Source organism: Nocardia sp. NPDC003482 (assembly GCF_053588115.1).
This window is the reverse complement of the sequence record NZ_JBSFPI010000001.1, coordinates 159503-179895: the sequence shown is the minus strand read 5'-3', so window position 1 is coordinate 179895 and position 20393 is coordinate 159503. Positions and strand designations below refer to the sequence as shown.

General features: G+C 71.3%; 22 protein-coding genes. 6 read left to right on the top strand and 16 right to left on the bottom strand.

What is annotated here, in order from left to right; genetic code table 11:
- Positions 1–248 precede the first annotated feature (248 nt).
- Together ACWDSJ_RS00805 and ACWDSJ_RS00800 are read right to left on the bottom strand one after the other, a co-directional pair.
- On the bottom strand, positions 249–1385 hold the full coding sequence (locus ACWDSJ_RS00805; protein WP_450028595.1) for a hypothetical protein: 1137 nt from the start codon (positions 1383–1385) through the stop codon (positions 249–251).
- A gap of 235 nt (positions 1386–1620) precedes the next feature.
- The gene (locus ACWDSJ_RS00800; RefSeq protein WP_450028594.1) at positions 1621–2391 is read right to left on the bottom strand and encodes an alpha/beta fold hydrolase; all 771 of its coding nucleotides are present in this window, start codon (positions 2389–2391) and stop codon (positions 1621–1623) included.
- Positions 2392–2473: 82 nt separating this feature from the next.
- Between ACWDSJ_RS00800 and ACWDSJ_RS00795 the strand changes: the two genes are divergently transcribed.
- Positions 2474–2899, top strand: coding sequence for a MarR family winged helix-turn-helix transcriptional regulator (locus ACWDSJ_RS00795; protein WP_450028593.1), 426 nt, complete (start codon positions 2474–2476; stop codon positions 2897–2899).
- Between the two features lie 44 nt (positions 2900–2943).
- Here ACWDSJ_RS00795 and ACWDSJ_RS00790 read toward each other — a convergent pair whose 3' ends face one another.
- The 6 genes from ACWDSJ_RS00790 to ACWDSJ_RS00765 all read right to left on the bottom strand — a co-directional run bounded on the left by ACWDSJ_RS00790 (position 2944) and on the right by ACWDSJ_RS00765 (position 7934).
- Positions 2944–3921 (bottom strand): TIGR03619 family F420-dependent LLM class oxidoreductase, encoded by a 978-nt coding sequence (locus ACWDSJ_RS00790; RefSeq protein WP_450028592.1) that lies wholly within the window; start codon positions 3919–3921, stop codon positions 2944–2946.
- Positions 3922–3935: 14 nt separating this feature from the next.
- On the bottom strand, positions 3936–4892 hold the full coding sequence (locus ACWDSJ_RS00785) for a TIGR03620 family F420-dependent LLM class oxidoreductase (RefSeq protein ID WP_450028591.1): 957 nt from the start codon (positions 4890–4892) through the stop codon (positions 3936–3938).
- Positions 4893–4980: 88 nt separating this feature from the next.
- Complete coding sequence (locus ACWDSJ_RS00780) at positions 4981–5124, bottom strand: hypothetical protein (protein ID WP_450028590.1); 144 nt, start codon at positions 5122–5124, stop codon at positions 4981–4983.
- The gene (locus ACWDSJ_RS00775) at positions 5121–6548 is read right to left on the bottom strand and encodes an amidase (protein WP_450028589.1); all 1428 of its coding nucleotides are present in this window, start codon (positions 6546–6548) and stop codon (positions 5121–5123) included. The genes ACWDSJ_RS00780 and ACWDSJ_RS00775 overlap by 4 nt, the downstream gene beginning before the upstream one ends.
- A gap of 4 nt (positions 6549–6552) precedes the next feature.
- On the bottom strand, positions 6553–7359 hold the full coding sequence (locus ACWDSJ_RS00770; protein WP_387357372.1) for a GntR family transcriptional regulator: 807 nt from the start codon (positions 7357–7359) through the stop codon (positions 6553–6555).
- A gap of 176 nt (positions 7360–7535) precedes the next feature.
- A complete protein-coding gene (locus ACWDSJ_RS00765) occupies positions 7536–7934 on the bottom strand; it encodes a tautomerase family protein (protein WP_450028588.1) in 399 nt (132 codons plus the stop codon).
- A gap of 69 nt (positions 7935–8003) precedes the next feature.
- Between ACWDSJ_RS00765 and ACWDSJ_RS00760 the strand changes: the two genes are divergently transcribed.
- Complete coding sequence (locus tag ACWDSJ_RS00760) at positions 8004–8450, top strand: MarR family winged helix-turn-helix transcriptional regulator (protein WP_450028587.1); 447 nt, start codon at positions 8004–8006, stop codon at positions 8448–8450.
- 19 nt (positions 8451–8469) lie between these two features.
- On the opposite strand, the gene ACWDSJ_RS00755 is transcribed toward ACWDSJ_RS00760, so the two are convergent.
- Both ACWDSJ_RS00755 and ACWDSJ_RS00750 read right to left on the bottom strand, forming a co-directional pair.
- The gene (locus tag ACWDSJ_RS00755; RefSeq protein WP_450028586.1) at positions 8470–9351 is read right to left on the bottom strand and encodes a DUF5995 family protein; all 882 of its coding nucleotides are present in this window, start codon (positions 9349–9351) and stop codon (positions 8470–8472) included.
- A 7-nt stretch (positions 9352–9358) separates the two neighbouring features.
- On the bottom strand, positions 9359–10729 hold the full coding sequence (locus ACWDSJ_RS00750; RefSeq protein WP_450028585.1) for a hypothetical protein: 1371 nt from the start codon (positions 10727–10729) through the stop codon (positions 9359–9361).
- Between the two features lie 408 nt (positions 10730–11137).
- Between ACWDSJ_RS00750 and ACWDSJ_RS00745 the strand changes: the two genes are divergently transcribed.
- Entirely contained in the window at positions 11138–12547 is a 1410-nt protein-coding gene (locus ACWDSJ_RS00745; RefSeq protein ID WP_450028584.1) for a helix-turn-helix domain-containing protein, read from the top strand.
- On the opposite strand, the gene ACWDSJ_RS00740 is transcribed toward ACWDSJ_RS00745, so the two are convergent.
- Positions 12536–13006 carry a CinA family protein gene (locus ACWDSJ_RS00740; RefSeq protein WP_450028583.1) on the bottom strand — a complete coding sequence of 157 codons (471 nt, stop codon included), beginning with the start codon at positions 13004–13006 and terminating at the stop codon, positions 12536–12538. The two genes, ACWDSJ_RS00745 and ACWDSJ_RS00740, sit on opposite strands and share 12 nt — an antisense overlap.
- Positions 13007–13188: 182 nt before the next feature.
- On the opposite strand from ACWDSJ_RS00740, the gene ACWDSJ_RS00735 reads away from it, so the two are divergent.
- Positions 13189–14172, top strand: a complete 984-nt coding sequence (locus tag ACWDSJ_RS00735; protein WP_450028582.1) for a terpene synthase family protein — start codon at positions 13189–13191, stop codon at positions 14170–14172.
- On the opposite strand, the gene ACWDSJ_RS00730 is transcribed toward ACWDSJ_RS00735, so the two are convergent.
- The 3 genes from ACWDSJ_RS00730 to ACWDSJ_RS00720 form a co-directional block, all read right to left on the bottom strand.
- Positions 14169–14381 (bottom strand): Lsr2 dimerization domain-containing protein, encoded by a 213-nt coding sequence (locus ACWDSJ_RS00730; protein WP_450028581.1) that lies wholly within the window; start codon positions 14379–14381, stop codon positions 14169–14171. The genes ACWDSJ_RS00735 and ACWDSJ_RS00730 overlap by 4 nt on opposite strands.
- Before the next feature lie 373 nt (positions 14382–14754).
- The gene (locus tag ACWDSJ_RS00725) at positions 14755–15657 is read right to left on the bottom strand and encodes a UbiA family prenyltransferase (protein ID WP_450028580.1); all 903 of its coding nucleotides are present in this window, start codon (positions 15655–15657) and stop codon (positions 14755–14757) included.
- Between the two features lie 28 nt (positions 15658–15685).
- Positions 15686–17032 (bottom strand): cytochrome P450, encoded by a 1347-nt coding sequence (locus ACWDSJ_RS00720; protein WP_450028579.1) that lies wholly within the window; start codon positions 17030–17032, stop codon positions 15686–15688.
- A 220-nt stretch (positions 17033–17252) separates the two neighbouring features.
- Between ACWDSJ_RS00720 and ACWDSJ_RS00715 the strand changes: the two genes are divergently transcribed.
- Entirely contained in the window at positions 17253–18359 is a 1107-nt protein-coding gene (locus ACWDSJ_RS00715; protein WP_450028578.1) for a TetR/AcrR family transcriptional regulator, read from the top strand.
- Here the strand turns inward: ACWDSJ_RS00715 and ACWDSJ_RS00710 are convergent.
- Entirely contained in the window at positions 18356–18982 is a 627-nt protein-coding gene (locus tag ACWDSJ_RS00710) for a TetR/AcrR family transcriptional regulator (RefSeq protein ID WP_387357359.1), read from the bottom strand. The genes ACWDSJ_RS00715 and ACWDSJ_RS00710 overlap by 4 nt on opposite strands.
- 103 nt (positions 18983–19085) lie before the next feature.
- On the opposite strand from ACWDSJ_RS00710, the gene ACWDSJ_RS00705 reads away from it, so the two are divergent.
- A complete protein-coding gene (locus ACWDSJ_RS00705) occupies positions 19086–19487 on the top strand; it encodes a Dabb family protein (RefSeq protein WP_387357358.1) in 402 nt (133 codons plus the stop codon).
- Positions 19488–19490: 3 nt separating this feature from the next.
- Here ACWDSJ_RS00705 and ACWDSJ_RS00700 read toward each other — a convergent pair whose 3' ends face one another.
- A complete protein-coding gene (locus ACWDSJ_RS00700; protein WP_450028577.1) occupies positions 19491–20393 on the bottom strand; it encodes a TIGR03564 family F420-dependent LLM class oxidoreductase in 903 nt (300 codons plus the stop codon).

Sequence of the window (20393 nt, the reverse complement as noted above, 5' to 3'; positions counted from 1 at the left end):
GTATGCGGCCACGTGGCCCTTCACGCGGGAACATCGACAGCGAACGCCCGCACCCGTGTCCGATTTCCGCGCTACGGGCCGTCAGGGGGCTAGGCGGGCGCGGGCGTCGAGCCAGGCGAGCACGGACACCACGGCCAGGCGAGCGGGGACGCCGGGGCCAGGCAAGCACGGACACCAAGGCCAGACGAGCACGGACACAGGGCGAGACGAGCAGGGACGCCGGGGTTAGGTGGGCGCGGGCTTCGGGGTTAGGTGGGGGTGGATGTCGCGCGGGCGACGGTGACGGTGTGGGCGGCGGCGCGTTCGGCCGTTTCGGGGGTGCAGCGGCCGAGGCCGCAGGCGGTGGCTACGCCGTGGACGGGGCGGTTGGCTGCGCGCTCGAACAGGTTTCGCGCTTGGAGGCTGTCGTCCTCGGATTCGGGGGCGACGACACCGGCTATGAGGGGCCAGGCCGGATCGAGTTTGCGGAGGGGGGTGTAGAAGGCGGGTTCGAGGGGGGCGGGTTCGGCGCCGAAGGCGCACGGAATGTGGACGGGTGGTAGCGGGATGTCGCGCGAACGTAATTGGGGGGCAACGCGATTGAGCAGGTTTACCGCGGGGGCGAGGTCGCGTGGGGACAGCAGGCTCTTGTGCTGGTAGTCGCCGTAGCACAGGTGCACCACCGTGTCGGCGCCCACCTCGCGCATCCGGATGAGGACGCCCGCGAGCTGGCGCGCGACCAGCGGGCCGAGGGCCCATTGCGCGCCGAGTTGCTGGGCCTTGACCATGCTCAGCAGCGCGATGGGCGATTCGAGTTGCCAGACGACGCGGTCGCCGTACCGTTCGGTCACGGTGGCGACATCGCGCACGATCGCCTCGGTGAACACCGGCAGGTTGCGCAGCGCCCGCACCACGACATCGCTGTGCCGCAGCGCCTTTCCGACGGGCAGGCCGCCGGACACGGCCGCGCCCGCGAACACGAACATCGCCAGATCCAGCGGATTGGGCTGGCTGAGCTGCACTTTCGCCTCGGCCAGCGCCGGGCGTTCGCGGCGCAGCGCGTCGAAGGCGGCCAGCACCTGGTCGATCCGTTCGACGCGGCCCATCGAGACGTGCTCGGGTTCGAGGGTGCGGCCCTTGCGCAGGCCGTAGCTGGGGAAATCGCCGTAGTCGGCGTAGTCGCCGGGCGTGCGGATCTCGAAGATGTCGTGCTCGCGGCGGCCGCGCAGGTAGTCCATGATCCATTCCGGATCCAGATCGCAGGGGATCGCCGTGACGGGCCAGCCCGCGCTCTGATCGGCGAACCAACTCAATACCGCGCTGTCACCCCCCGCCATCAGCTTCTCGGGCAGGGTTCCCACGAAGTGCGCGACCCTGAACTGGTGTGGCTCTAGCGAATTCTGCATGTCAATCCCCATCGATACGGCGAGGTCGAACTCGAGCACGCTGTCCGGCAGCCGTACAAGCGTACCGGTAACCGAGACCCCGAGCCCCGGTTACCGTGGGATGACCGGATGATCAATCCGCCTGGGACATCCACGAATTCGCCGCCACGCCCGCGGCCCGAGGTCGTGCAGGGCGCTGGGGAATGGACATTCGGAATGCGCGGCCGGGGTGGCGGGGAGCCCGCACCCGGGACGCTCAGGCTTTCGCCGTGGCGGCCGCGATGAGTTCGGCCAGGGCGGTGGGGGTTTCGAGTTGGGGTAGGTGGCCGGCGTCGGGGAGGAGGTGGAATTCGGCGGAGGGGATGGCGGTGGTGTAGGCGTGGCCGTGGTCGGGGGGGACTATGCCGTCGTGGGCGCCCCAGATCACGAGGGTGGGCACGGGGATCTCGGGGAGGCGGGTGAGGAGGGTTGGGTCGGACATGGTGGTGCCGCCGTATTCGCGCAGGGTGGCCCGGTTGGCCGCCATCGTGGCGAGGCGGTGTGGGGCAAGGGAATCGATGCCGATGCGGTGGGCGTCGGGGTCGCGGTAGGAGAGGTCGGCGATGCGATCGAGATCGAGGGCGAAGAAGTCGACGATCGGGGTTTGGGGTAGGTCGAGGCCGACGGCGTCGACGAGGACCAGTCGGGCGACCCGCGGGTCGCGGAGCAGGGCCAGTTCGGCGGCGATCCAGCCGCCGATCGAGTTGCCGACCACGGTCACCTCGGTGAGCCCGAGTTCGGCGAGCAGCGCGGCGTAGAGCCGGGCCAGGCCGGGGATGTCGGTGAGTTCGGGCGGGCGGGGCGTGCCGTCGAATCCGGGATGTACGGGGGTGATCACGCGCAGGCCCGGACGGTCGGCGAGCAGTGTGGCGAACTCCGCCACCGACGCGGGTCCCGCGCCGCCGTGCAACAGCAGGACCGGCGCGCCGGAGCCCTGATCGGTGTAAGTGACTGTGGTGGAGCCGAATTCGGCAAGGGTGACGTTCACGCTGTTCTCCTCGATCGCTATATCAGGAACCTTAGTTCAATATGCTTAATCAAGCAACCTGATTCTGCGTTAGGCTGACGACGTGGAACCCTCCGTGTATCAAGTCGGACAGGCGATCAAGCGCCTGCAATGGCGGCATCACCGCGAGGCCAACCGGCGGCTGGCCACGATCGGCCTCTCCCTCGCCCACTGGGACGTCCTGCGCAACCTGCACGAACACCCCGACGCCTCACTCCGCGAACTGGCGCAGCTCACGTTCCAAACCGACCAATCCATGGGCACACTCGCGACGCGCATGATCGAACGCGGGCTGATCGAGCGGGTGCCCGGCCCCGGCCGGGCGATCCGGCACCGCCCCACCGCCGCGGGGGAACGCGCCCGGCGTGACGGCGCGGCACTGGTCGGCGAGGTGCTCGACGAGACCGTGGGAGCCCTCTCGGCGGCGGACCGGGCCAGCTTGTATCGCCTGCTGACCCGAGCCACCGGGAACGACGGTGCGGCCCAGTGAGATTCGGTAGCACGTACCGCGATCCCGCCGAGCAGGCGGCGCGGCTACTCGACGGGTTCGCCGTGCGCGGCGAGGACCGGCGTCGGCCGGTCGGTCACCTCGCGGAAGACCGCGACGAGGTCGGGCAGGAGGTCGCGCACGCGGGGTTCGTCGCCGGGTAGTAGCAGGGGGATGCGGACATCGGTCACCCCGGCGGCGATCAGCGGCGGCACTGAGGCGAGAGTGGCGTCGATGTCGAGAGTTCCGTCGGGGCGCTTGACAATCGTTGCGGTGCCTTGGATTTGGAGGCGGCCGGGGTCGCCACCGAGGTCGGCGACACGGTCCTTCATGGCCGCGATGGCCCCCGCCGGGTCGTCCCGGGCCGGACCCCAGGGAATCCAGCCGGTGCCGAAGCGGGCCAGGCGGCGGGCGACCGCGTCGTTCACGGTGCCGCTCACCCAGACCGGAATGCCGCCCGGCTGACGGGGTTTGGGCATCTGGTGGATGCCGTCGAAGGACAGTTCGGGGCTGCGATAGGTGGCGCGTCGCTCGGTCCACAGTTCGCGGCAGACCTCGAGGGTGTGGTCCAGCAGACGGCCCCGGCGCTCGAACGGCAGGCCCGCCGCGTCGTATTCCTCGCGCTGCCACCCGACGCCCACCCCGAGATCGATCCGCCCGCCGGAGAGGACGTCCAAGGTCGCCAGCTGTTTGGCCAGCACCACCGGTCGCCGCAGGGCCGCCAGCAGGATCGCGGTGCCGAGCCGGATTCTCGTGGTCGTCGCGGCCAGGGCGGTGAGCACCGTCAGCGGCTCGAGCCACTGGCCGTCGGGACCGGTGGGTTGTCGCCCGCCCGCGACACCGCCCAGGGACGGGTCCGCGTAGGCGTCCGAATTCTCCCCGAACACAACATGATCGGAGACGACCACCCGGTCGACTCCGGCGTCGTCCATGGCGCGGGCGGCGGCGAGCATCCGGCTCCAGTCGAAGGCCGGGTCGTCGGTGAAGGTGCGCAGGGGCAGGGACAGCTGCGGCGAGATCGGCATGACGGCTCCTCGGATCAGAGGCCGGTGACGGCCGGGGCGATGCGTTCGAGGGTGGCGACGATGGTGGCGAGGTCGGCGCCGACGGGATTGACCAGGACGTGATCGGCACCCGCCGCGAGATGTTCGCGCAGGCGGCGGGCGATGGCCTCCTCGTCGCCGTGGGCGATGAGGGCGTCGACGACCGCGTCGTCGACGGTGCTGATCTGTTCCTCGGTGTAGCCCAGGCGAAGCAGGTTGCGGCCGTAGGGCGATCCCGCCACGCCGCCGATGACGTGCATCGCGGACAGTGTTCGCGCGCGGTATTGCCGGGCGCGTTCCCGGGCCTCAGCCGGGTCCGGGTGGTAGACGACGAGTTGTTCCGGGATCAGCAGCTTGTCGGGGCCGAGGATCTCCCGGGCGCGTGCAGTGGTCTCGACGGGGGCGGCGTACGGATGTGCCCCGTCGGCACGGTCTTTCGCGAGGGCGAGCATCTTGGGACCGAGCGCCGCGAGTACCCGGGGATGGGGCGCCTCCGGCGCGGCCGTGGGGACGAGAGCCGGGTCGGGGATCGTGTCCATCTCGTCGAGGTACTCCCGCATCCGGGCGAGCGGGCGGCCGTAGGCGCGGCCGAGGCTCTCGGCCTGGCGGGGAAATCCGACGCCGAGGCCGAGCACGAACCGCTCCGGGTACGCCTCGGCGAGGGTCGCGGCTCCGGCGGCCATGGTGCTCCCCGGTCTGGCCCACAGATTCGCCACGCCGGACCCGACGACCAGTCGATCGGTCTCGGCGAGCCAGATGCCGAGTTTGGCGAAAATGTCTCTGCCGCCGGGGCTTTCGCCCGTCCAGGCCGAGCCGAAGCCGAGCTCCTCGATCCGGACCACCGCCCGCCGCTGCTCCTCGGCGGGCGCGACGGCCGTCACCTGATTGTTCACCCAGACGCCCACCCGGCCCAGTCGCTCGCGCGCCCGCGCCACGGTCACCGTCGCCGCCATCGCACTCCCCTCCCATTACCGGAGACTTTCTCCGGTTCCGGGTATCACTATATGGAGAGCTTCTCCGTTTGACAATGGGGTGGGCGTGTCACTCCGCGACGACGAAACCTCCACTGGGATCGGCGTATCGGGCGTCGGCGACGGCGTGCAGGGAGGCGGCGAGATCGGCGACGAAGCGGGTGAGCGTGTCGACCGCCTCGTGCTCCCGCGGGTCGGTGGTCCAGGTGGTCATCGGGCGTCCTTCGTGAGTGCGGTGGGGAGGGCGAGGTGGTGGTCGGTGCGCCGTTGGAAGGCGTCCCCGGCGCGCAGGACCAGGGCCTCGTCGAAATGCCTGCCGGACAACGACATCGACAGGGGCGTGCCCGCGGCGGAGAGGCCGATCGGGAGGGCGAGGGTGGGGTTGCCGAGGGGGTTCCAGTAGGGGGTGTGCAGGGAGGGCAGCACCGACAGCGGCTCGTGCTGGTCGATGGAGTCCAGGCGCGGGGCGCCGAGGTGGCCGGTGGGGGTGGCGATGAGGTCGACGGTGTCGAACAGCGCGGCGACGCGAGCGGCGGCGACGCGCCGGACCCGTTGCGCCTGAACGTAATCCGCCCCGCTGACGGCCTGGCCCGCGGCGAGGATGATGCGGGTGCCGCGACCGTAGTCGTCCCACCGGGTGAGCAGGTCGCCGCGATGATAGGCGTGCGCCTCGGCGAGCATGACCACGATATCGACGGCGGTCAGTTCGGGATACATCGGCAGTTCGACCTCGACGATCTCGGCGCCCGCCGCGCGCAGCACGTCGACGGCGGCGGCGAAGCGGCCGGGTTGCGCGGGATCGGTTCCGCCCGAGGCGAATCGGTCCAGCGTGTCCACGCCAACGGTGATCCCGGTCAGATCGCCGACGAGCGCGGCCGGGTAGTCGGGGACCGGGACGCGCGCGCTGTAGGGATCGGACGGATCGTGCCCGGCGAGCACCGACAGCAGCAGCGCGCAGTCGGCGGCGCTGCGGGCCATGGGACCGACGTGGTCGAGGGTGTAGCCCAGCGGGACGACACCGGATTTCGGCACCCGCCCGAAGGTCGGCTTCAGGCCGGTGATGCCGTTGAACGCGGCGGGGATCCGGATACTGCCCGCGGTGTCGGTGCCCACCGCCCCGAGGAACATCCCGGCCGCGACGCCGCTGCCGGAGCCCGAACTCGAACCGCCCGCCCAGCGCTCGAGATCCCACGGGGTGCGCGGGACCGGAAACGGCTTGTCCGGGTCGGGAACTCCGATCGCGAACTCCATCGTCGTGGTCTTGCCGACGAAGATCCCCCCGGCCGCCTCCAACCGCGCCGCGGCGATGCTGTGGCCTTCGGTACGCCCCCACGCGGGATCGAGCACCAGGCTCTGTGCGGTGGTGGGCCCCTGGGGATGGGCGAGAATGTCCTTCAGCCCCAACGGTATTCCGTCGAGCGGCGCGAGCGCGTCCCCGGCGGCGAGGCGTTCATCGACCTGCCGGGCCCGGGCGCGGGCGTCCTCGTCGAACCGGTGGAGGAACACGCCCACCTCGTCGTCGTGGCGATCGGCGGCGGCGAGGACCTGCTCCATCAGCTCGGTGGCGCTGATCTCGCGGCCGCGCAGGGCCGCCGCGGCCTCGCTCAGGGTGCGGACGGTGGGTACGACGGTGGTCATGATCTCACTCCTCGAACGGTGCTCGGCGCACGGTGCCGTTGACGTCGACCCGCGTGACGCGGTCGACGCGGAATTGGAAGTCGCCGCAACAGGTTCCGAGGGCGTAGTCCACGATCTCGCCGTCCCGGTTGCGAATTGCCTGCTCCAGCAGCATCACCGGCTCGCCGGGCAGGATGTGCAGCAGGGCGGCGGTGTGGTCGTCGGCGCGGGCGGGTTGCATGCCGATGTCGAAGCTGTCGATGTCGACGCCGCCGTGGTGCAGCAGCGCGTAGAAGTCGCCGACGAAGGCGGCCTGGTCGACCCGCCCGGCCTCGGGGGCGCGCAGGTAGTTGGTGAACACCGCGATCGGCCGATCGTCCACGCGCAGCACGTATTCCACGCACAGGCAATCGGCGCCGGGTTCGACCGCGTCCAGGCGCGCGGCGATCACCGCGGGCGCGGGCAGCCACGCCCAGTGCAGCAGGCGGGGCGTGATGTGCCCGAGGGCGAGATGCTCCTCGAGCGGGCGCCCGACCGGCGGAAGCGCGCTGGGCACAACGTATTCCGCGCGGACGGGGATCGTGCCCATACCCCGCCGCCGCTCGATCAACCCGGCCCGGCGCAGCAGATCGAGGGCCTCGCGGACCGCGTCGCGCGGGGCCTGGTACTCGGCCATGAGCGCCGCCTCGCCCGGCAGTCTGCCCTCGGCGAAGGCGCCCCCGCGCAGCGCCGCCCGCAACACGTCGTGCAGACGGCGGGCCAGCAGCTGCGAGGCCGAGGGCAGCACCTCGCGGAGCTGGTCACGGAATCTCGCCTGGGTGGGGAACGACATGTCCGAAGCGTGCGCCGGGGCCGCGTTACGCGACAAGCACGGGAGGTAAACGTCCAGTTACGCCGTCCGACACGGCCTTCGCACCGGCCGTGACCAGGGGATTCAACTGCGATGGCGGTGGCTCGCGTCGCCCGGTGACCGGCCCGGCGACCCGCTTCGGGGCCGTGCGGGAGGGGTTACGCGGACCCGGCCGCGTCGAGCAGGCGTCCGCCGAGGGCGATCCGCGCGTCGTGCTGCGGATGGAATTCGACCATGATGTCGTCGCGGAACCGCTCGCCGAAGACCTCCGCGAGGACATCGGTCACCCCCGCGGCCAGCCGCCCCGCGATCTCCGGACCGTCGGGACGGGCGAGCGCACCGGCCTTGATCCCGAATTCGACACTGGGCGCGACGTTCTCGCCGCGCACTCCCCCGACGGCCCAGCGCCCGCTCGGCACACCGACGAGCCGCACCGCCACCAACCGCCGCGCCCACTCGCCATACACGGCCACCACCGCGTCGGTGAGCCCGGCGACGAGGGCGTCCTCGCGCCCGGCGAGCTGAGGTTCGAGCGCGTGCAGGGTGAGGTGCGGCATGATGGCTCCGAAGCGTTGTGGGCAAAACATCTTTGTCCTCAAAGGTAAGTCGAAAGGATCGGCCGCGCAATGGCATTCTCGACCGACGACACCGTGCGGGCGCTGCTGCTGCTCATGCCCCGCCTCGTGGGGCGCGCCAAACGCCTCGGCGTCCCGGCGGCCCTGGGCGGTCACGACCTCGCCCCGCGGCATCTGTCGCTGCTGGCCTATCTCCAGTTCGAGGGTTCGCTGACGGTCGGCGAACTGGCCGAACGGCTCGAGATCGCGCCCACGACCGTGAGCCTCATGGTCGCCGACCTGTCGCGCGGCGGCATCCTGGTCCGCCGGGAGGACGACACCGACCGCCGCCGCCGCATCGTCGCCATCGCCCCGGACCAGCTCGCGGCGGTGGACGCCTGGTTGGGCGGCAGCGCGGCCGCGTGGCGCACGGCCCTGCACGGAACATCGAGCGCCGAACGGGAGACGGTGGTGCGCGTGCTGCGCGCCTACGAGCGGGCCCTCGGCGAACAGGGTTGAGGCCGAGCGGAGCCCGCGATCACAGGGCGTGCAGGCGGGCCAGCACCTCGAAGGCGACGTCGGCGGTGGTGAACAGGGCCCGGATCTCGGCGGCGGTGGCGTCGTGGGCGGCGGGGTTCCGCAGGGCCAGGCCGTTGCCGAAGACGACGACGTTGAAGCCGAGGTCGGCGGTGCGGAGCAGGGGGCGGGTGGCGACGCCCGCGCCGAGGAGGCGGTCCAGGCCCTCGCCGAGGAAGTAGAAGCGCCACAGCGGGCCGAGGTCGGCGGCGTAGACGGCCTCGGTGCGGTCGACGATCTCGAAGCCCGCGTCGCCGATGGCGCCGACGATGCGAAAGTAGTCGCTCGCGTTCTCGGGGCGGGTGCCCACGGCCGCGACGGAGTAGGCGAGGTCGACGGTGAGGTGGGCGTTGTATCCGGCCATGGCGGCGCGGGCCGGGGAGACGTCGCACCGCTGGGCGAGGTCGAAGTAGTTCGCCCAGTGCGATTCGACCGGGCCACCGGTGAATTCGCCGTGCAGGTTGTCCAGGTAGCGGCGCAGCAGCTCGAGGCTGATGGCGTGGGCGTAGTCGGGCGAGGCGAAGGCGGCCGGATCGTGTTGCAGCGGCATGACCGCGGACTGTTCGACGGTGTCCAGCCCGAGGGAGAACAGGCCGCGCCGATCACCGTGGGCGACAAGGATTTCCGTGATCCGGTGATGGCGGTCGACGGCGTCCTCGAGCCGCCGCAGCGGATCTCCGGTGAGCGTCGTCGTATCGCTGAGGGCCGCGAGGTCGCCGATCTCGCTGTCCGACAGCGGGGTTCCGCAGGCCACCGGGAGCGGTTGGGCCTCGACCACCGGCAGCGCGCTCCACGGCAGCACCATGAACACCAGGATCGCCAGCAACGCTCGTCTCGCGGGCACCGGCAGATCATACGAGCGCGCGCCGCTCCCCGTCGCGCCGAACACGGCTCGGACCCCTACGGCGTCCGCTCGGCGGTCGTTCCCGGCACAGCAGATAGATCCCGGCCGCGCATCCGGCCGTGATCACCAGCGCGGCGAGCGCGGGTCCGGGGTCGTGGGTGACCTGGACGAGCCGGTACCAGCGCGGCGAATAGCTGATCCGCCCGAAGGACCGGCCGCGCAGGGCCACTCCCGCCGACGGCACGAACAGCACCACGAGGGCCACCACCGCGCTCGTCGCCCGTCCGGGCAGCGCGGCGACCACGTTGTAGCCGCCGACCAGTCCGATGGCGAGGGCCCCGAGGCTCGCGCACACCCCGCCCGACAGGCCGGTCGCGGCGGTGAGGGCCGCCGCGGCCGCGAGCGCCGCCGACGCCGCGAGCGCGAGCCACGGGCGCGGCCACCGCCGGGCCAGCAGCAGTCCGATCGCCACCATGACCACCACGAGCACGCTCACCCACCACGGATGCGGTACGGCGACAACGGCACTGCCCGACGCGGCGTAGGCCACCAGCAGCAGGAGCATCACCCCGTCGCGGGCGGGCAGGATCAGCGCGGCCACGAGGGAGGTGACCACGACGAGCGCCACCCCGGCCACCGGCACGCCCGGCCGAGAGGTGCTGTGCGCCAACCAGGTCGAGGAGATCAGGATGCCGAGCACCGCGATCATTCCGGCCACGATCGGCGCGAGCGGAAGCAGCGAACCGGGATGTTTGGCGGGCGCCCGGTGCGCGTCGACGGCCAGATTCCAGCCGATGAACACCACCGCGAGGCCGACGAGCCAGATCGGCGGCGCGTCGCCGAGCAGCGCCTCGAACCGGTTGGTCGAGCCGGTCTCGGCGGGCGGCTGGGCCAGATCGCCCAGCACGATCGACCCCAGGCAGCCGAACAGGTACGCGCCCGTGGCCGCCGGATTGGTCCACACCGCCGCCGGGATCGCGCCGATCACCACCCCGGCCAGCAGCGAATCGATGTAGTTCAGCGTGCTCAGCGAGTCGAAGTTCGCCCAGTGCAGCGCCGCGTGATTGACGAACATCCCCGCGAGCGCGACCCCCGCCGCGTACCAGGCCACGCGGCGGCTGCACAGTCCGATCGGGACGGCGACCGCGATCACCGCGACCATCGCGCCCGCGGCCATGGACTGCGGCACGCTCATGATGAGCAGATCGATCGAGGGCGAGGCGGCCAGCGCGAACCAGCTGAACGAGATCGGCATCATGATCGCCAGGCCCGCGCTGATCGAGCTGAGCAGGACCGCGATCACGCGGACCGCGTCACCGCGGCCGTGGATGCCCAGGTACCCCGGGAGCTCGGCGGGGCGGATCTCGCCGACGCGCACGCGAGCCTCCTGTCGTCGAGCGGAGCGACCTGTTATCTGATGGCAATCCTTACGGGGCGGGGTAACGATCGCCTCTAGTTTCGGTTGCCGAATAGTTGCTGTTGGTCCTCGAGGGTCGTTCCGGACGTCGCTCGACGGCGCCGCGTCGGCGATCTCCGGACATCGATCCGGCCTCTTCCGGGCCCGACACGCGGCACGATCGTGACCACGAAACATGTTGCCGCGCAGTGTTTTCGGGACAACCCGGTGCTCGTCCCCGAGCGTCGATCCGGCGATGCCAGTACCGTGTACCCGGCCGGGAATGGGCGCCGGAGGCCGCGGATCGGTTTGCGCGGCCTCGCCGGACGCCCAGCCCTCGGTCAGCGGGCCGACACCGCCCGCTCGCGTGAGGAAGGACCGTTGCACCTGATGAGGCAGATCGATCGAGCCGTGGCGGCCGTGGAGTCGCATCCGATTCCCGCGGTGGTCTTCACCCTGGTGGGTCTGGCGGTCGCGGCCGGTGCGGTCGTCGTGCTGCGCAAGGCGCTGCGCGCGGCCAGACGTCACGTGATCACGGCCGAACAGGCGGGCACGGTCGTCGCCGCGGCCATCGCGACCGGGGTCAGCGCGCAGGGCATGTGGGTGTTCTTCGACGAATCCCTGCATCTGCCGGTGTCGCTGCGGGTGATGTTCTTCTCGTTCCTCGAGATCATGGTGATCACCTCGGCGCTGCGGGCGCGGGCCGCGCAGCGCGCGGGCGGGTCGGCCGGAGTCGACGGCGTCGCCATGTGGGTGCTGACCTGCCTGTCCGCGGTGCTCGCCGCCACCGACGCGGACAATCTCGGCACGCTGCTGATCCGGCTGTCCGCCCCGCTGGTCGCGGCGTGGGGGTGGGAGCGCAGCATGGCGCTGGAACGCCGCCGCGCCGGGCATTTCCGCGGCATCAACTGGCGGCTCACCCCCGAGCGGATCCTCATCCGCCTCGGCCTGGCCGATCCGACCGACCGCACGCCCAGCGAGGTCGCCACCCAGCGCCGGCTCATCGGCGTCGCCCTGGCCCACGATCGTGTCCGCACCCTCCTCGATTCGGGCGCGCGCGGCCGCCGGGTCGAACGCGCCAAACGGGGGTTGCAGAAGGCCATGCGCGACGCGGTCGAGGAGGGCGGCCTGATCACCGAGCAGGGCCAGCGCACGGTCCTGCTCGACACCATCGCCATTCTGTCGAGCACCTCCGCGCTGCTGGAGATGCGGCTGCCGAATCCGTGGGAGGCGCGCGACTCCGCGCCCGCCACCGAGGAGTCCGCGTCGACGAACGGACACCACCCGCCGATCGCCACGGCCGTCACGTCCGAGAACGGGCACAACGGCCACCACGCACCCACCCACAACGGGCAACCGATCGTGACCCTCGAGAACGAGGCACGACCGCACAACGGGACCCCGGTCGACGACCCGGTGCCCGACGACGCGGCGACGCCGGAACCCACCACCGCCCCGATCTCGAACGGCCACAACGGTTTCGACCGCGCCCCGGAGACCAACGGCCACAATCCCTTCGGACACGACGCGCCCGCCGATCCCTACCCCACCGCCGAACTACGCCTTCCCTCCGGCGATTCCGCGGCCCGGCAACTGCGCCGCGATCCCGATGTCCGGGCCCGGGTGCGGGAGCTCTACGCGGCGAATCTCCCGCTCACCGAGATCGCGGCCCAGGTGGGCATCAGTCGGCGCACGGTCGGGCGGATCGTCGCCGATCTGCACGACCAGCCCGGCCGCCCGGACCAGGAGGATCCGGACACCGTGGCGCACAACGGTTCCGGGGAGCTGTCACACGCGTAGTTCGGCGGCCTCGAACAGCAGCCGCAGCGCGAAGGCGACGGTCTGGTCGAGCACCTCCTCGGGTTCACCGGAGAACTGCCGGTGGATCGTGTCGACACCCTTGTCGGTCGCCACGCCGAACCACACCGATCCGGCCGGTTCGCCGTCCTGTGGGCCCGGGCCGCCGACGCCGGTGGTCGCGACCGCGAGGTCCGCCTCGAGCAGCGACCGCACGCCCGTGGCGAGCGCCGCGGCCGCCTCCGAACAGACCGGCGGCACATCGGGCATGTTCAGCACCTTGCGCTTCACCTCGGTCGCGTAGGCGACCACCCCGCCCCGGAACCACTCCCCCGAATTCGGGGCCGCCCCCAGGGCCGAGCACAGCTTGCCCGCCGTCAGCGACTCCGCCACCGCGACGGTCACCTCCGCCGCCTCGATCAACTCGGCCAGCCGAGCGGGATCGTCCTTGTTCTCCGACACAACCTCACCTCTCTCCGCGGGTCCCGCCACGCTACCGGCGAACGGGACGAAGGTGTCGGCACGACGCGGAATCCGGCAAGTGGCCGACAGTGCGCCCGAACCCGGAGATACTGGTGACATCCGAATGTTGATACCATCCCAATCGGCCCGACTCGGCTGATCGTCGGCAAGACAGGACAGCGATGGCTACCCAGGCGCACCCCCTTCCGCCCGGAACGTCGCATCGCCTGCCGCCCATCGGAACTCGGCTCCCCGACCGCTGTCACCGGTCCTGCGCCGAACTCGACCGGCAGAGCGAGCGATGGGCCCGGCCGTATCTGGAGAAACACTTCGGCGACGCGGACATCGCGCGGCGGTACCTGCGCCGCCGCCCGAATCACTTCGCCTGCTCGGCCTTTCCGGCCATGCGCGGCGATCGGGCCCTGGACCTGACCAACCTGATGATCCCGGTCGCCTTGTGCGACGAGACCTTTCGCGAACCCGGCGTCACGGAGAACTACGGCGCCACCAAGGCCCTGCACACCCGTTGGAGCAGCGTCTTCGCCGGGCGCGAGCCCCCGCCGTCGGCGGATCCGGTGTTCCGGATGGTGTTCACCGCGATCGAGGCGGCCGAACGGCAGATGACCCCGCACCTGGCCCGGCGGGCGCGCCGCGCGTGGCGCGAGATCGCCGACAGCCACCTGGACGAGGCGAAACGCTGGCCGAGCGCGACCACCGTCGATCTCGACCGCTATCTGAAGGCGCGCCGGACGACCGCGCTCGGGTGGTGGCTCACCACCCACCTCGAATACGCGCTCGGGATCGACCTCTGCGATCTGGCCGTCGCACCGCGGCTCACGGCGCTGCGCCGGGCGGTCGTGCATCATCTCGTCCTGGTGCGCGACCTCTACTTCTTCGCCCCGGAGCCCGCCGACCCGCACCCCGCGAACGCGGTCGGCGCGCTCGTCCGCCGCGGGCGGATGAGCGTGCAGGCCGCGGTGGATCGGCTGGCCCAGGTGCTCGACGAGACCGAGATCGGATTCCTCGAGCGTCGCACCGACATCCTCGCCGGTGACCTCGGCCCGCGCAGCGACGTCCGCGCGTACGTGGACGGCCTCGGCCACCTGATGTCGGGCAATCTTCGCTGGGCGCAAGAGGTTTCGCGCCCGGGCGCGGGAAGCCCCTAACGGACCGCGCGCCGGTGCCCGGTCATCGCGGCGCTCCGGCGCGCGGGCTCGCGCCGGCGCCGCGCGTGCGCGATCCACTCGTTGAACGTCGCCCGCAGCCGGTCCGCTTCCACCGACGTCAGCTCGGTTTCGTAGACGATGCCATCCAGTTCGAAAACCACGGTCGAGACGCTCGCGCGTCCCAGCTCGGCGGCCTGATCTTCCGCCATTTCAAACCACCCTCCAGGTACTGCACACTCGATATCCCTCCGCCCGAGTTCCTCGACGCGGCATTCCCCGACCGAACGGCGGCCACGGCCGCAGGGCCGTATCGCAACCGTGCCGTAGTCCCCGGCGCGACCGCTGAGTTGTTGCTCGCGTTCGGCTGGAACGGAACCGTTTCCGACCTTCGGCCATCCCGTCTTCTCCGCCGGTCATGCACGTTCTCCTTCGCGTGGCCGTCGCCAGGTGGGACTCAGGGGTCGAGATCGAAACACCGAGGACTCGGTAGTTCAGATGGTATCAACATCTGAATGTTTGCTACATCCCAATGCCGAATCGAGACCGAACGGACGGCGTGGAAGGTGTCCGAATTGCCCTGTCTCAGCGGGCAAGTGCGGGGATCGCGCTGGCCAGGGTCACGCAGTACCAGCAGGTGTAGAGCAGGTAGGTGATGTTGTCCGCGTGCCGGTCGCGCAGGCGCAGCACCCGCCAGGAAATGGTCAGCGACATGGCCGCCGCGACTCCGCCGAGCAGCTGCGCGGGCAGGCCGGCGTGCCGATACAGCAGGACGTCCAGGGCCACCGGGTAGCCCGCGAAGGCGATCCCGAACAGCCACCGCGCGTTGCGATCTCCGAGCACGACCACCGCGGTACGGCGCCCGGCGGCGAGATCACCGGTGACGTCGCGAAGATCCTGCAACGAGACCAGGACCCCGAGGGGCACCGCGATCGCGGCGATCCACGTCCACGCCGACGCGTCCAGGGGCATGACGATCCGCCAGGCCGCGGCCAGCTGCGCGACGGTGCCCGCGACCATCGCCGCGTTCTTGCCCCACCAGCGGCGCGCACCGCCGAGCTGATCGTGAAAGATCCACGCGCCCACCCACATCAGCGTCCACTCGACGACGCCGAGGGCCAGCCCCGCCGCCAGGAACGCCGTCGTCACCGCGAACAGCCGCCACCGCGCGCCGCGCTCGTCGATCAACCCGGACACCAGCGGCCGGTGCGGCTTGTTGTGCCGGTCCTCCTCGATGCCGGTCAGCTGGTTGGAGAGGTTGAACGTGTAGATGTAGAGCCAGAAGTAGATCAGGCAGGACAGCACGATCCCCGGCAGCGCCGCCGCGGACCGCCCGCTGTGCGCCCAGGCCGCCAGCGCGAAGGTCGTCGCGGGGATCACGGTGGCGGTCAGATCGCCCCACGTGAACGACCAGCAGACGAGCGCCTCGCGCGCGATCGCGGCGGCGAACCGGCCGACGGGCCGCCGCACGGGAATCGACAGCTGCATCGCATCGACCTCTCGGGAACCGCGCGGGTCAGACCGGCGACACCGACGGTTCGCGCCGGATCGGGCGCATCGCGAGGGCGCGCGGGGCGGGCAGTTGGGACAGCGGCAGCGTGGCGGGCAGCGGCGCCACCGCCGACAGCCGCCAGCGGGCGAGGACGGTCGCGAGGGTCAGGCCCGCCTCGATGCGGCCGAACTGTTCGCCGATGCACCGGCGCGCGCCGATCCCGAAGGGCAGGTACGGCTTTCGCCGCAGGTCCGGATCGGTCCAGCGCTCCGGCGCGAACGTGTCCGGATCGTCGTAGAGTTCGCGATTGCGATGGATGATGTGCGGGCTCACCGCGACGGTGCTGCCCGCGGGCAGCCGGACGCCGTCGAGTTCGGTATCGCTCGCGACGACCCGGGTCAGCAGCCAGCCGGGGGGATAGAGTCGCAGCGTCTCGTCGATGACATTGCTCACCAGGGGAAGTCGCGACAGGTCCGCGGGCGCGGCGGCCCGGCCCGCGAGCACCTCGTCGACCTCGCGCTGCACCGCGCGCAGCGTTTCGGGGCGGCGATCGAGCGAGTACAGCGCCCACAGGACGCAGCTGGCGGTCGTCTCGGCACCGGCGAGGAAGAAGGTGAAGACCTGATCGACCAATTCGACGTCGCTCCAGCCGGTTTCACCGTCCGCGCCGCCCGCCCGGATCAGCGCGGACAGCAGATCGCCGCGGTCGTGGTCGTCGGCGCGGCGCTCGGCGATGACCTCGGCGGCGAGCGTGCGCACCCGGCGGGCGGCGGCGTTGTAGCGCCGGTTGCCGGGGGTGGGCAGCGCGTTGATCCAGCCGGGCAGCACGGTGCGCCGGAACAGGCCCGCGGCGATCGTGCGCAGATCGGCGGCGACATCGCGAATCTGGCGCTGCGACAACGACGTCGAGAACATGGTCTCGACGGCGACCGCGAAGGTCATGGTCGACAGTTCGTCGCTGACGTCGACCACCTCGCCGTCGCGCCAGCCGCCGATGGTCTCGTGGATCGCGCCGACCATGATCCCCGCGTACCCGCGGACGCGGTCGGTGCGGAACGCGGGCGCGCACAGCTTGCGCTGGCGGCGGTGGCGACTGTGCGGGCAGGTGCCCAGGCCGTCGCCCGCGACCTCGCGGGACCGCTCGTAGAACGGGCCGCCCTTGTCGTAGGTGCGGTCGTCGGCGAAGACCTTCCAGGCCAGGGCCGGATCGCAGACCACGACCACCTGCTGCGCGGCGACCCGCAGGCGGCACAGCGGGCCCCGATCGGCAAGGGCGGCAAGGAATCCCAGCGGATCGCGCAGCAGCGGGAGCGCGTGGCCCAGCAGCGGCAGACCGCCGGGGACCAGGGGGATGTCATCGATCTCGTTCATGCCGGTCCCTTCTTCGGCGCGGGAGCAACGGCCGCCGACGTTCCCGGATATCATCAGGATGGTAGCAACATCCCGATGCCTCATACATCTCGAGCGCGGTGCTGACGACCCCGGCGCACGGGCCGGTCGCGAGCCTGTTCGTCAAGGGTTGATACTCATCCACTAGCGTCGGCGGTCGGACGTCGACGTCGACGGACGCACGGAGACGGGTGAAAGGGCCATGGTTCGTCTGACCAGAGCGGAACAGCAGATCCGCACCCGGCGCAAGGTTCTGGAGGCGGCCAAGGCCGAGTTCACCGCGCGCGGGTTCCGCGGGGCCACGGTCGACGGCATCGCCGAGCGGGCCGACCTCACCCGGGGCGCGGTCTACTCGAACTTCCCCGGTAAGCGCGCGTTGTATCTGTCCGTGCTGGCCCACGAGGCCGAGCACGCGCCGCCGCCCGCGGGCCGCAAGCCCGCGCGCACCCTGCCCGCGGCGCTGGAGAGCTTCGCCGGGACGTGGATGCAGCGCATTCCGCGGTCGACGTCCTACGATTCGGGCGGCTCGTCGCAATTGCAGTCCCCCAATCTCAGCATCGACTTCATTCCCGAGATCACGAGCGACGAGCGGCTGCGGCGGCCGTTCACCCAGTTGCTCGCGTTCGACGCGATTCTGCTGGGCCGCGCCATGCAGTCTCTCGAGGGCCGGAGCGAGCCGTCCACATTGCCCAGCTATGTCGCGACGGCGGAGTCGATTCTGACCATTCTGTACGGAGCGACTCAATTGTCGTTCGCCGCACCCGAATTCGTCAACGCGGCGCATGTGATGGCGCTGTGCGGCAAGGTCGCCACATTGGACGAACCGCCCGAGGTGGACCCGGCCCCGCGACCGGGCGGCCGGGGCGCCCGCGCGGTCGTCGAGGCGTGGATCGCGCCCGAGTGCGTCGATCTGCTGCACAATCGCCCGGCCCGGTTCGGCGCCCGGCAGCTGATCGCGGTGCTGGGCATCGATAGGCTGGCCACCATCGCCGACGCGCTGGTCGCGCTGCCCGCGCAGTTCCCGGTGACCGTCGTGATCGGCACGGCCGACCCGGCCGAGACCGCGCCGCTGGCCCGGCTCGCCGTCGCCGACGTCAGCCGCTCCCTGCGGCACGCCTTCCCCGCCGCCGCCCTGGCGAATCTGCAAGTGGTGGTGGACGATTCGGGCGTGGCCGTGGCGTGCGGCGTGCCCGCGGTCGACGACGGCTCCGAGGCCGCGCTGCTCGTGGCGCGCGACCACGTCGTGACCCGGGCCGAGGGGCGCGCGGCCGCCGCGGCCGTCGCGGCGCGGGCGAATTCGGTGTCCTAGCCGCCGTAGGCCCGCAGGAAGACGTCGACGGCGGCGTCGGCGATGGCGTCCAGTTCGTCGTCGGCCACCGGGCGGGTGCCCAGCCGGGAGTGGGCCTCGAGCGGTCCGGTCAGCAGCGCCAGGAAATGTTCGGCCGCGCGCGTGGGGTCGCACGGGCGCAGGACTCCGGCGAGGGACAGCCGGGCGAGCCGGTCGCCCAGCGCCTCGGCCAACTCCAGCGAGGTGCGCTCCTGCACGGTGAGCACCAGGTCCGGGAAGGCCGCCGATTCGGCATAGGCCAAGGCGCGCAAGGCGTGTGCGCGTTCGCCCGCGCAGATTCGCACCAGCCGTGCCGCGGCCGTGCGCAGGCGAGGGCCGAGGTCGGGGCCGGTCTCGCGCAGCGGGTCGAGCGCGGCCAGGCATTCGGCGGCGACCTCGTCGGCCGCGGCGGCGACCGCGCCGCGGAACAGGGTCTCCTTGTCGGCGAGGTGGTTGTAGACGGTGGGCTTGGCGACCCCGGCCGCGGCGGCGATCTCTTGCACATTGGCCCGGCCGAATCCGCGCCGGGCGAAGACGGTGAACGCCGCGGCGAGGATCGCGTGGCGTTTGTCGATTCGTCCTCGGGTCGGGCTCTCGGGGGTCACGGTGTGATGGTACGCGGTCGGATGAACTCGCCCGTTCAGTATTGCGCCCTGACCGGTAGGGACATTAGATTGAACTCATGAGTTCAATTGCGAGGAGGCCGTCGTGATCGTCCACCTGTTACGCTTCGCGTTTCGCGCGGAGACCACCGAGGAGCAGAAGGCCCGGGTGTTGGCGTTGATACGCCGCACGGCCGCGGCCGAATCGGTGTCCTTCGCCACCGTCGGGCGCTTTCTCGGCGACCCCGATTCGGGCTTCACCCATGCCTATTCGTTCGGGCTGGCCGATCTCGACGCCCTCGAGCGCTACATGTACGACCCCGCGCATCTGGCCGGAGATCCGGAGATCCTGCCGCACTTCGCCAAACTGCATGTGGGACCGGACGTCTCCGACGACCCGGATCCGGAGCTGGGCGCGAAGATCACCGCGATCTACGAGGCCAAACTCGCCCGATATCCCGAGTGGGAACAGCTGATGAACGCCATTCCCGAATTGAGCTTCGGCTGAGGCTCAGTCGCGTCGCACGGCGGCCAGCAGCTCCCGGGTGCGGGCGCGTTCGGCGGGGTCGCCGCGCAGGCTCACCAGCAGATCGGTGACCCCTGCGCGCGCGTACGCCCGGATGCCCTCGGCCACAATGTCTTCCGGGCCGATGAGGGCAGTCTCGTGCACGCCCCGCAAGCCTTGGCGCTCCAGCACGCGGCGATAGCTCGGGAGCGCGGAGACCGGGGCCAGCTGGTGGGCGAGCTGGGCGCGGTGCGGCGACGGGTCGTCGGTCACGACCGCGGAGACGATGGTGGCGACGCGGGGCGCGGGTCGCCCGGCGGCGTCGGCGGCGGCCCGGACGGCGGGGGCGATGTGATCGGCGACGAATTCCGGTGTGCTCCACACTGTGACGACACCGTCGGCCAGTTCACCCGCCAGCCGCAACAGCTTCGGTCCCAGCGCCGACAGCAGGACGGGTGGGGCGGGGGCGTCGGGGACGGTGATCGTCGCGGCGGCCCGGATCATGGGGCCGTCGGCGTCGACCGCCTCCCCGCGCAGCAGCGGCATCAGCACCGACAGGTACTCGCGAAGGTGTTGGGCGGGGCGGTCGTACGACAGCCCGAAGGTGCCCTCGATGATCGGCGGGTGGCTGGGGCCGACGCCGAGGGTGAAGCGGCCGGGCGCGAGGGCGGCGATCGTCCGGGCCTGCGCGGCGAGCACGACCGGATGCCGGGGATAGGTCTGCACCACGGCGGTGCCCACCTCGATGCCGGGCACCTCGCGCAGGGCGACCGCCGCCACGGTCGCCGCGTCCCAGCTCAACGCCTGGTTGAAATACACGCTGTCCAAACCGGATTCGGCGGCGTTCGCCACCAGGGCGAGCACCTCCGGCACGGGCGGGCTGTCGGCGAGATAGATCCCCAGGCGCAT

Coding starts and splice junctions, on each gene's coding strand:
- ACWDSJ_RS00700 (WP_450028577.1), bottom strand. CDS start 20,393: ATGCGCCTGGGGATCTATCTCGCCGACAGCCCGCCCGTGCCGGAGGTG.
- ACWDSJ_RS00805 (WP_450028595.1), bottom strand. CDS start 1,385: ATGCAGAATTCGCTAGAGCCACACCAGTTCAGGGTCGCGCACTTCGTG.
- ACWDSJ_RS00775 (WP_450028589.1), bottom strand. CDS start 6,548: ATGACCACCGTCGTACCCACCGTCCGCACCCTGAGCGAGGCCGCGGCG.
- ACWDSJ_RS00785 (WP_450028591.1), bottom strand. CDS start 4,892: ATGGCGGCGACGGTGACCGTGGCGCGGGCGCGCGAGCGACTGGGCCGG.
- ACWDSJ_RS00745 (WP_450028584.1), top strand. CDS start 11,138: ATGAGGCAGATCGATCGAGCCGTGGCGGCCGTGGAGTCGCATCCGATT.
- ACWDSJ_RS00735 (WP_450028582.1), top strand. CDS start 13,189: ATGGCTACCCAGGCGCACCCCCTTCCGCCCGGAACGTCGCATCGCCTG.
- ACWDSJ_RS00730 (WP_450028581.1), bottom strand. CDS start 14,381: ATGGCGGAAGATCAGGCCGCCGAGCTGGGACGCGCGAGCGTCTCGACC.
- ACWDSJ_RS00720 (WP_450028579.1), bottom strand. CDS start 17,032: ATGAACGAGATCGATGACATCCCCCTGGTCCCCGGCGGTCTGCCGCTG.
- ACWDSJ_RS00770 (WP_387357372.1), bottom strand. CDS start 7,359: ATGTCGTTCCCCACCCAGGCGAGATTCCGTGACCAGCTCCGCGAGGTG.
- ACWDSJ_RS00790 (WP_450028592.1), bottom strand. CDS start 3,921: ATGCCGATCTCGCCGCAGCTGTCCCTGCCCCTGCGCACCTTCACCGAC.
- ACWDSJ_RS00760 (WP_450028587.1), top strand. CDS start 8,004: ATGGCATTCTCGACCGACGACACCGTGCGGGCGCTGCTGCTGCTCATG.
- ACWDSJ_RS00715 (WP_450028578.1), top strand. CDS start 17,253: ATGGTTCGTCTGACCAGAGCGGAACAGCAGATCCGCACCCGGCGCAAG.
- ACWDSJ_RS00780 (WP_450028590.1), bottom strand. CDS start 5,124: ATGACCACCTGGACCACCGACCCGCGGGAGCACGAGGCGGTCGACACG.
- ACWDSJ_RS00765 (WP_450028588.1), bottom strand. CDS start 7,934: ATGCCGCACCTCACCCTGCACGCGCTCGAACCTCAGCTCGCCGGGCGC.
- ACWDSJ_RS00725 (WP_450028580.1), bottom strand. CDS start 15,657: ATGCAGCTGTCGATTCCCGTGCGGCGGCCCGTCGGCCGGTTCGCCGCC.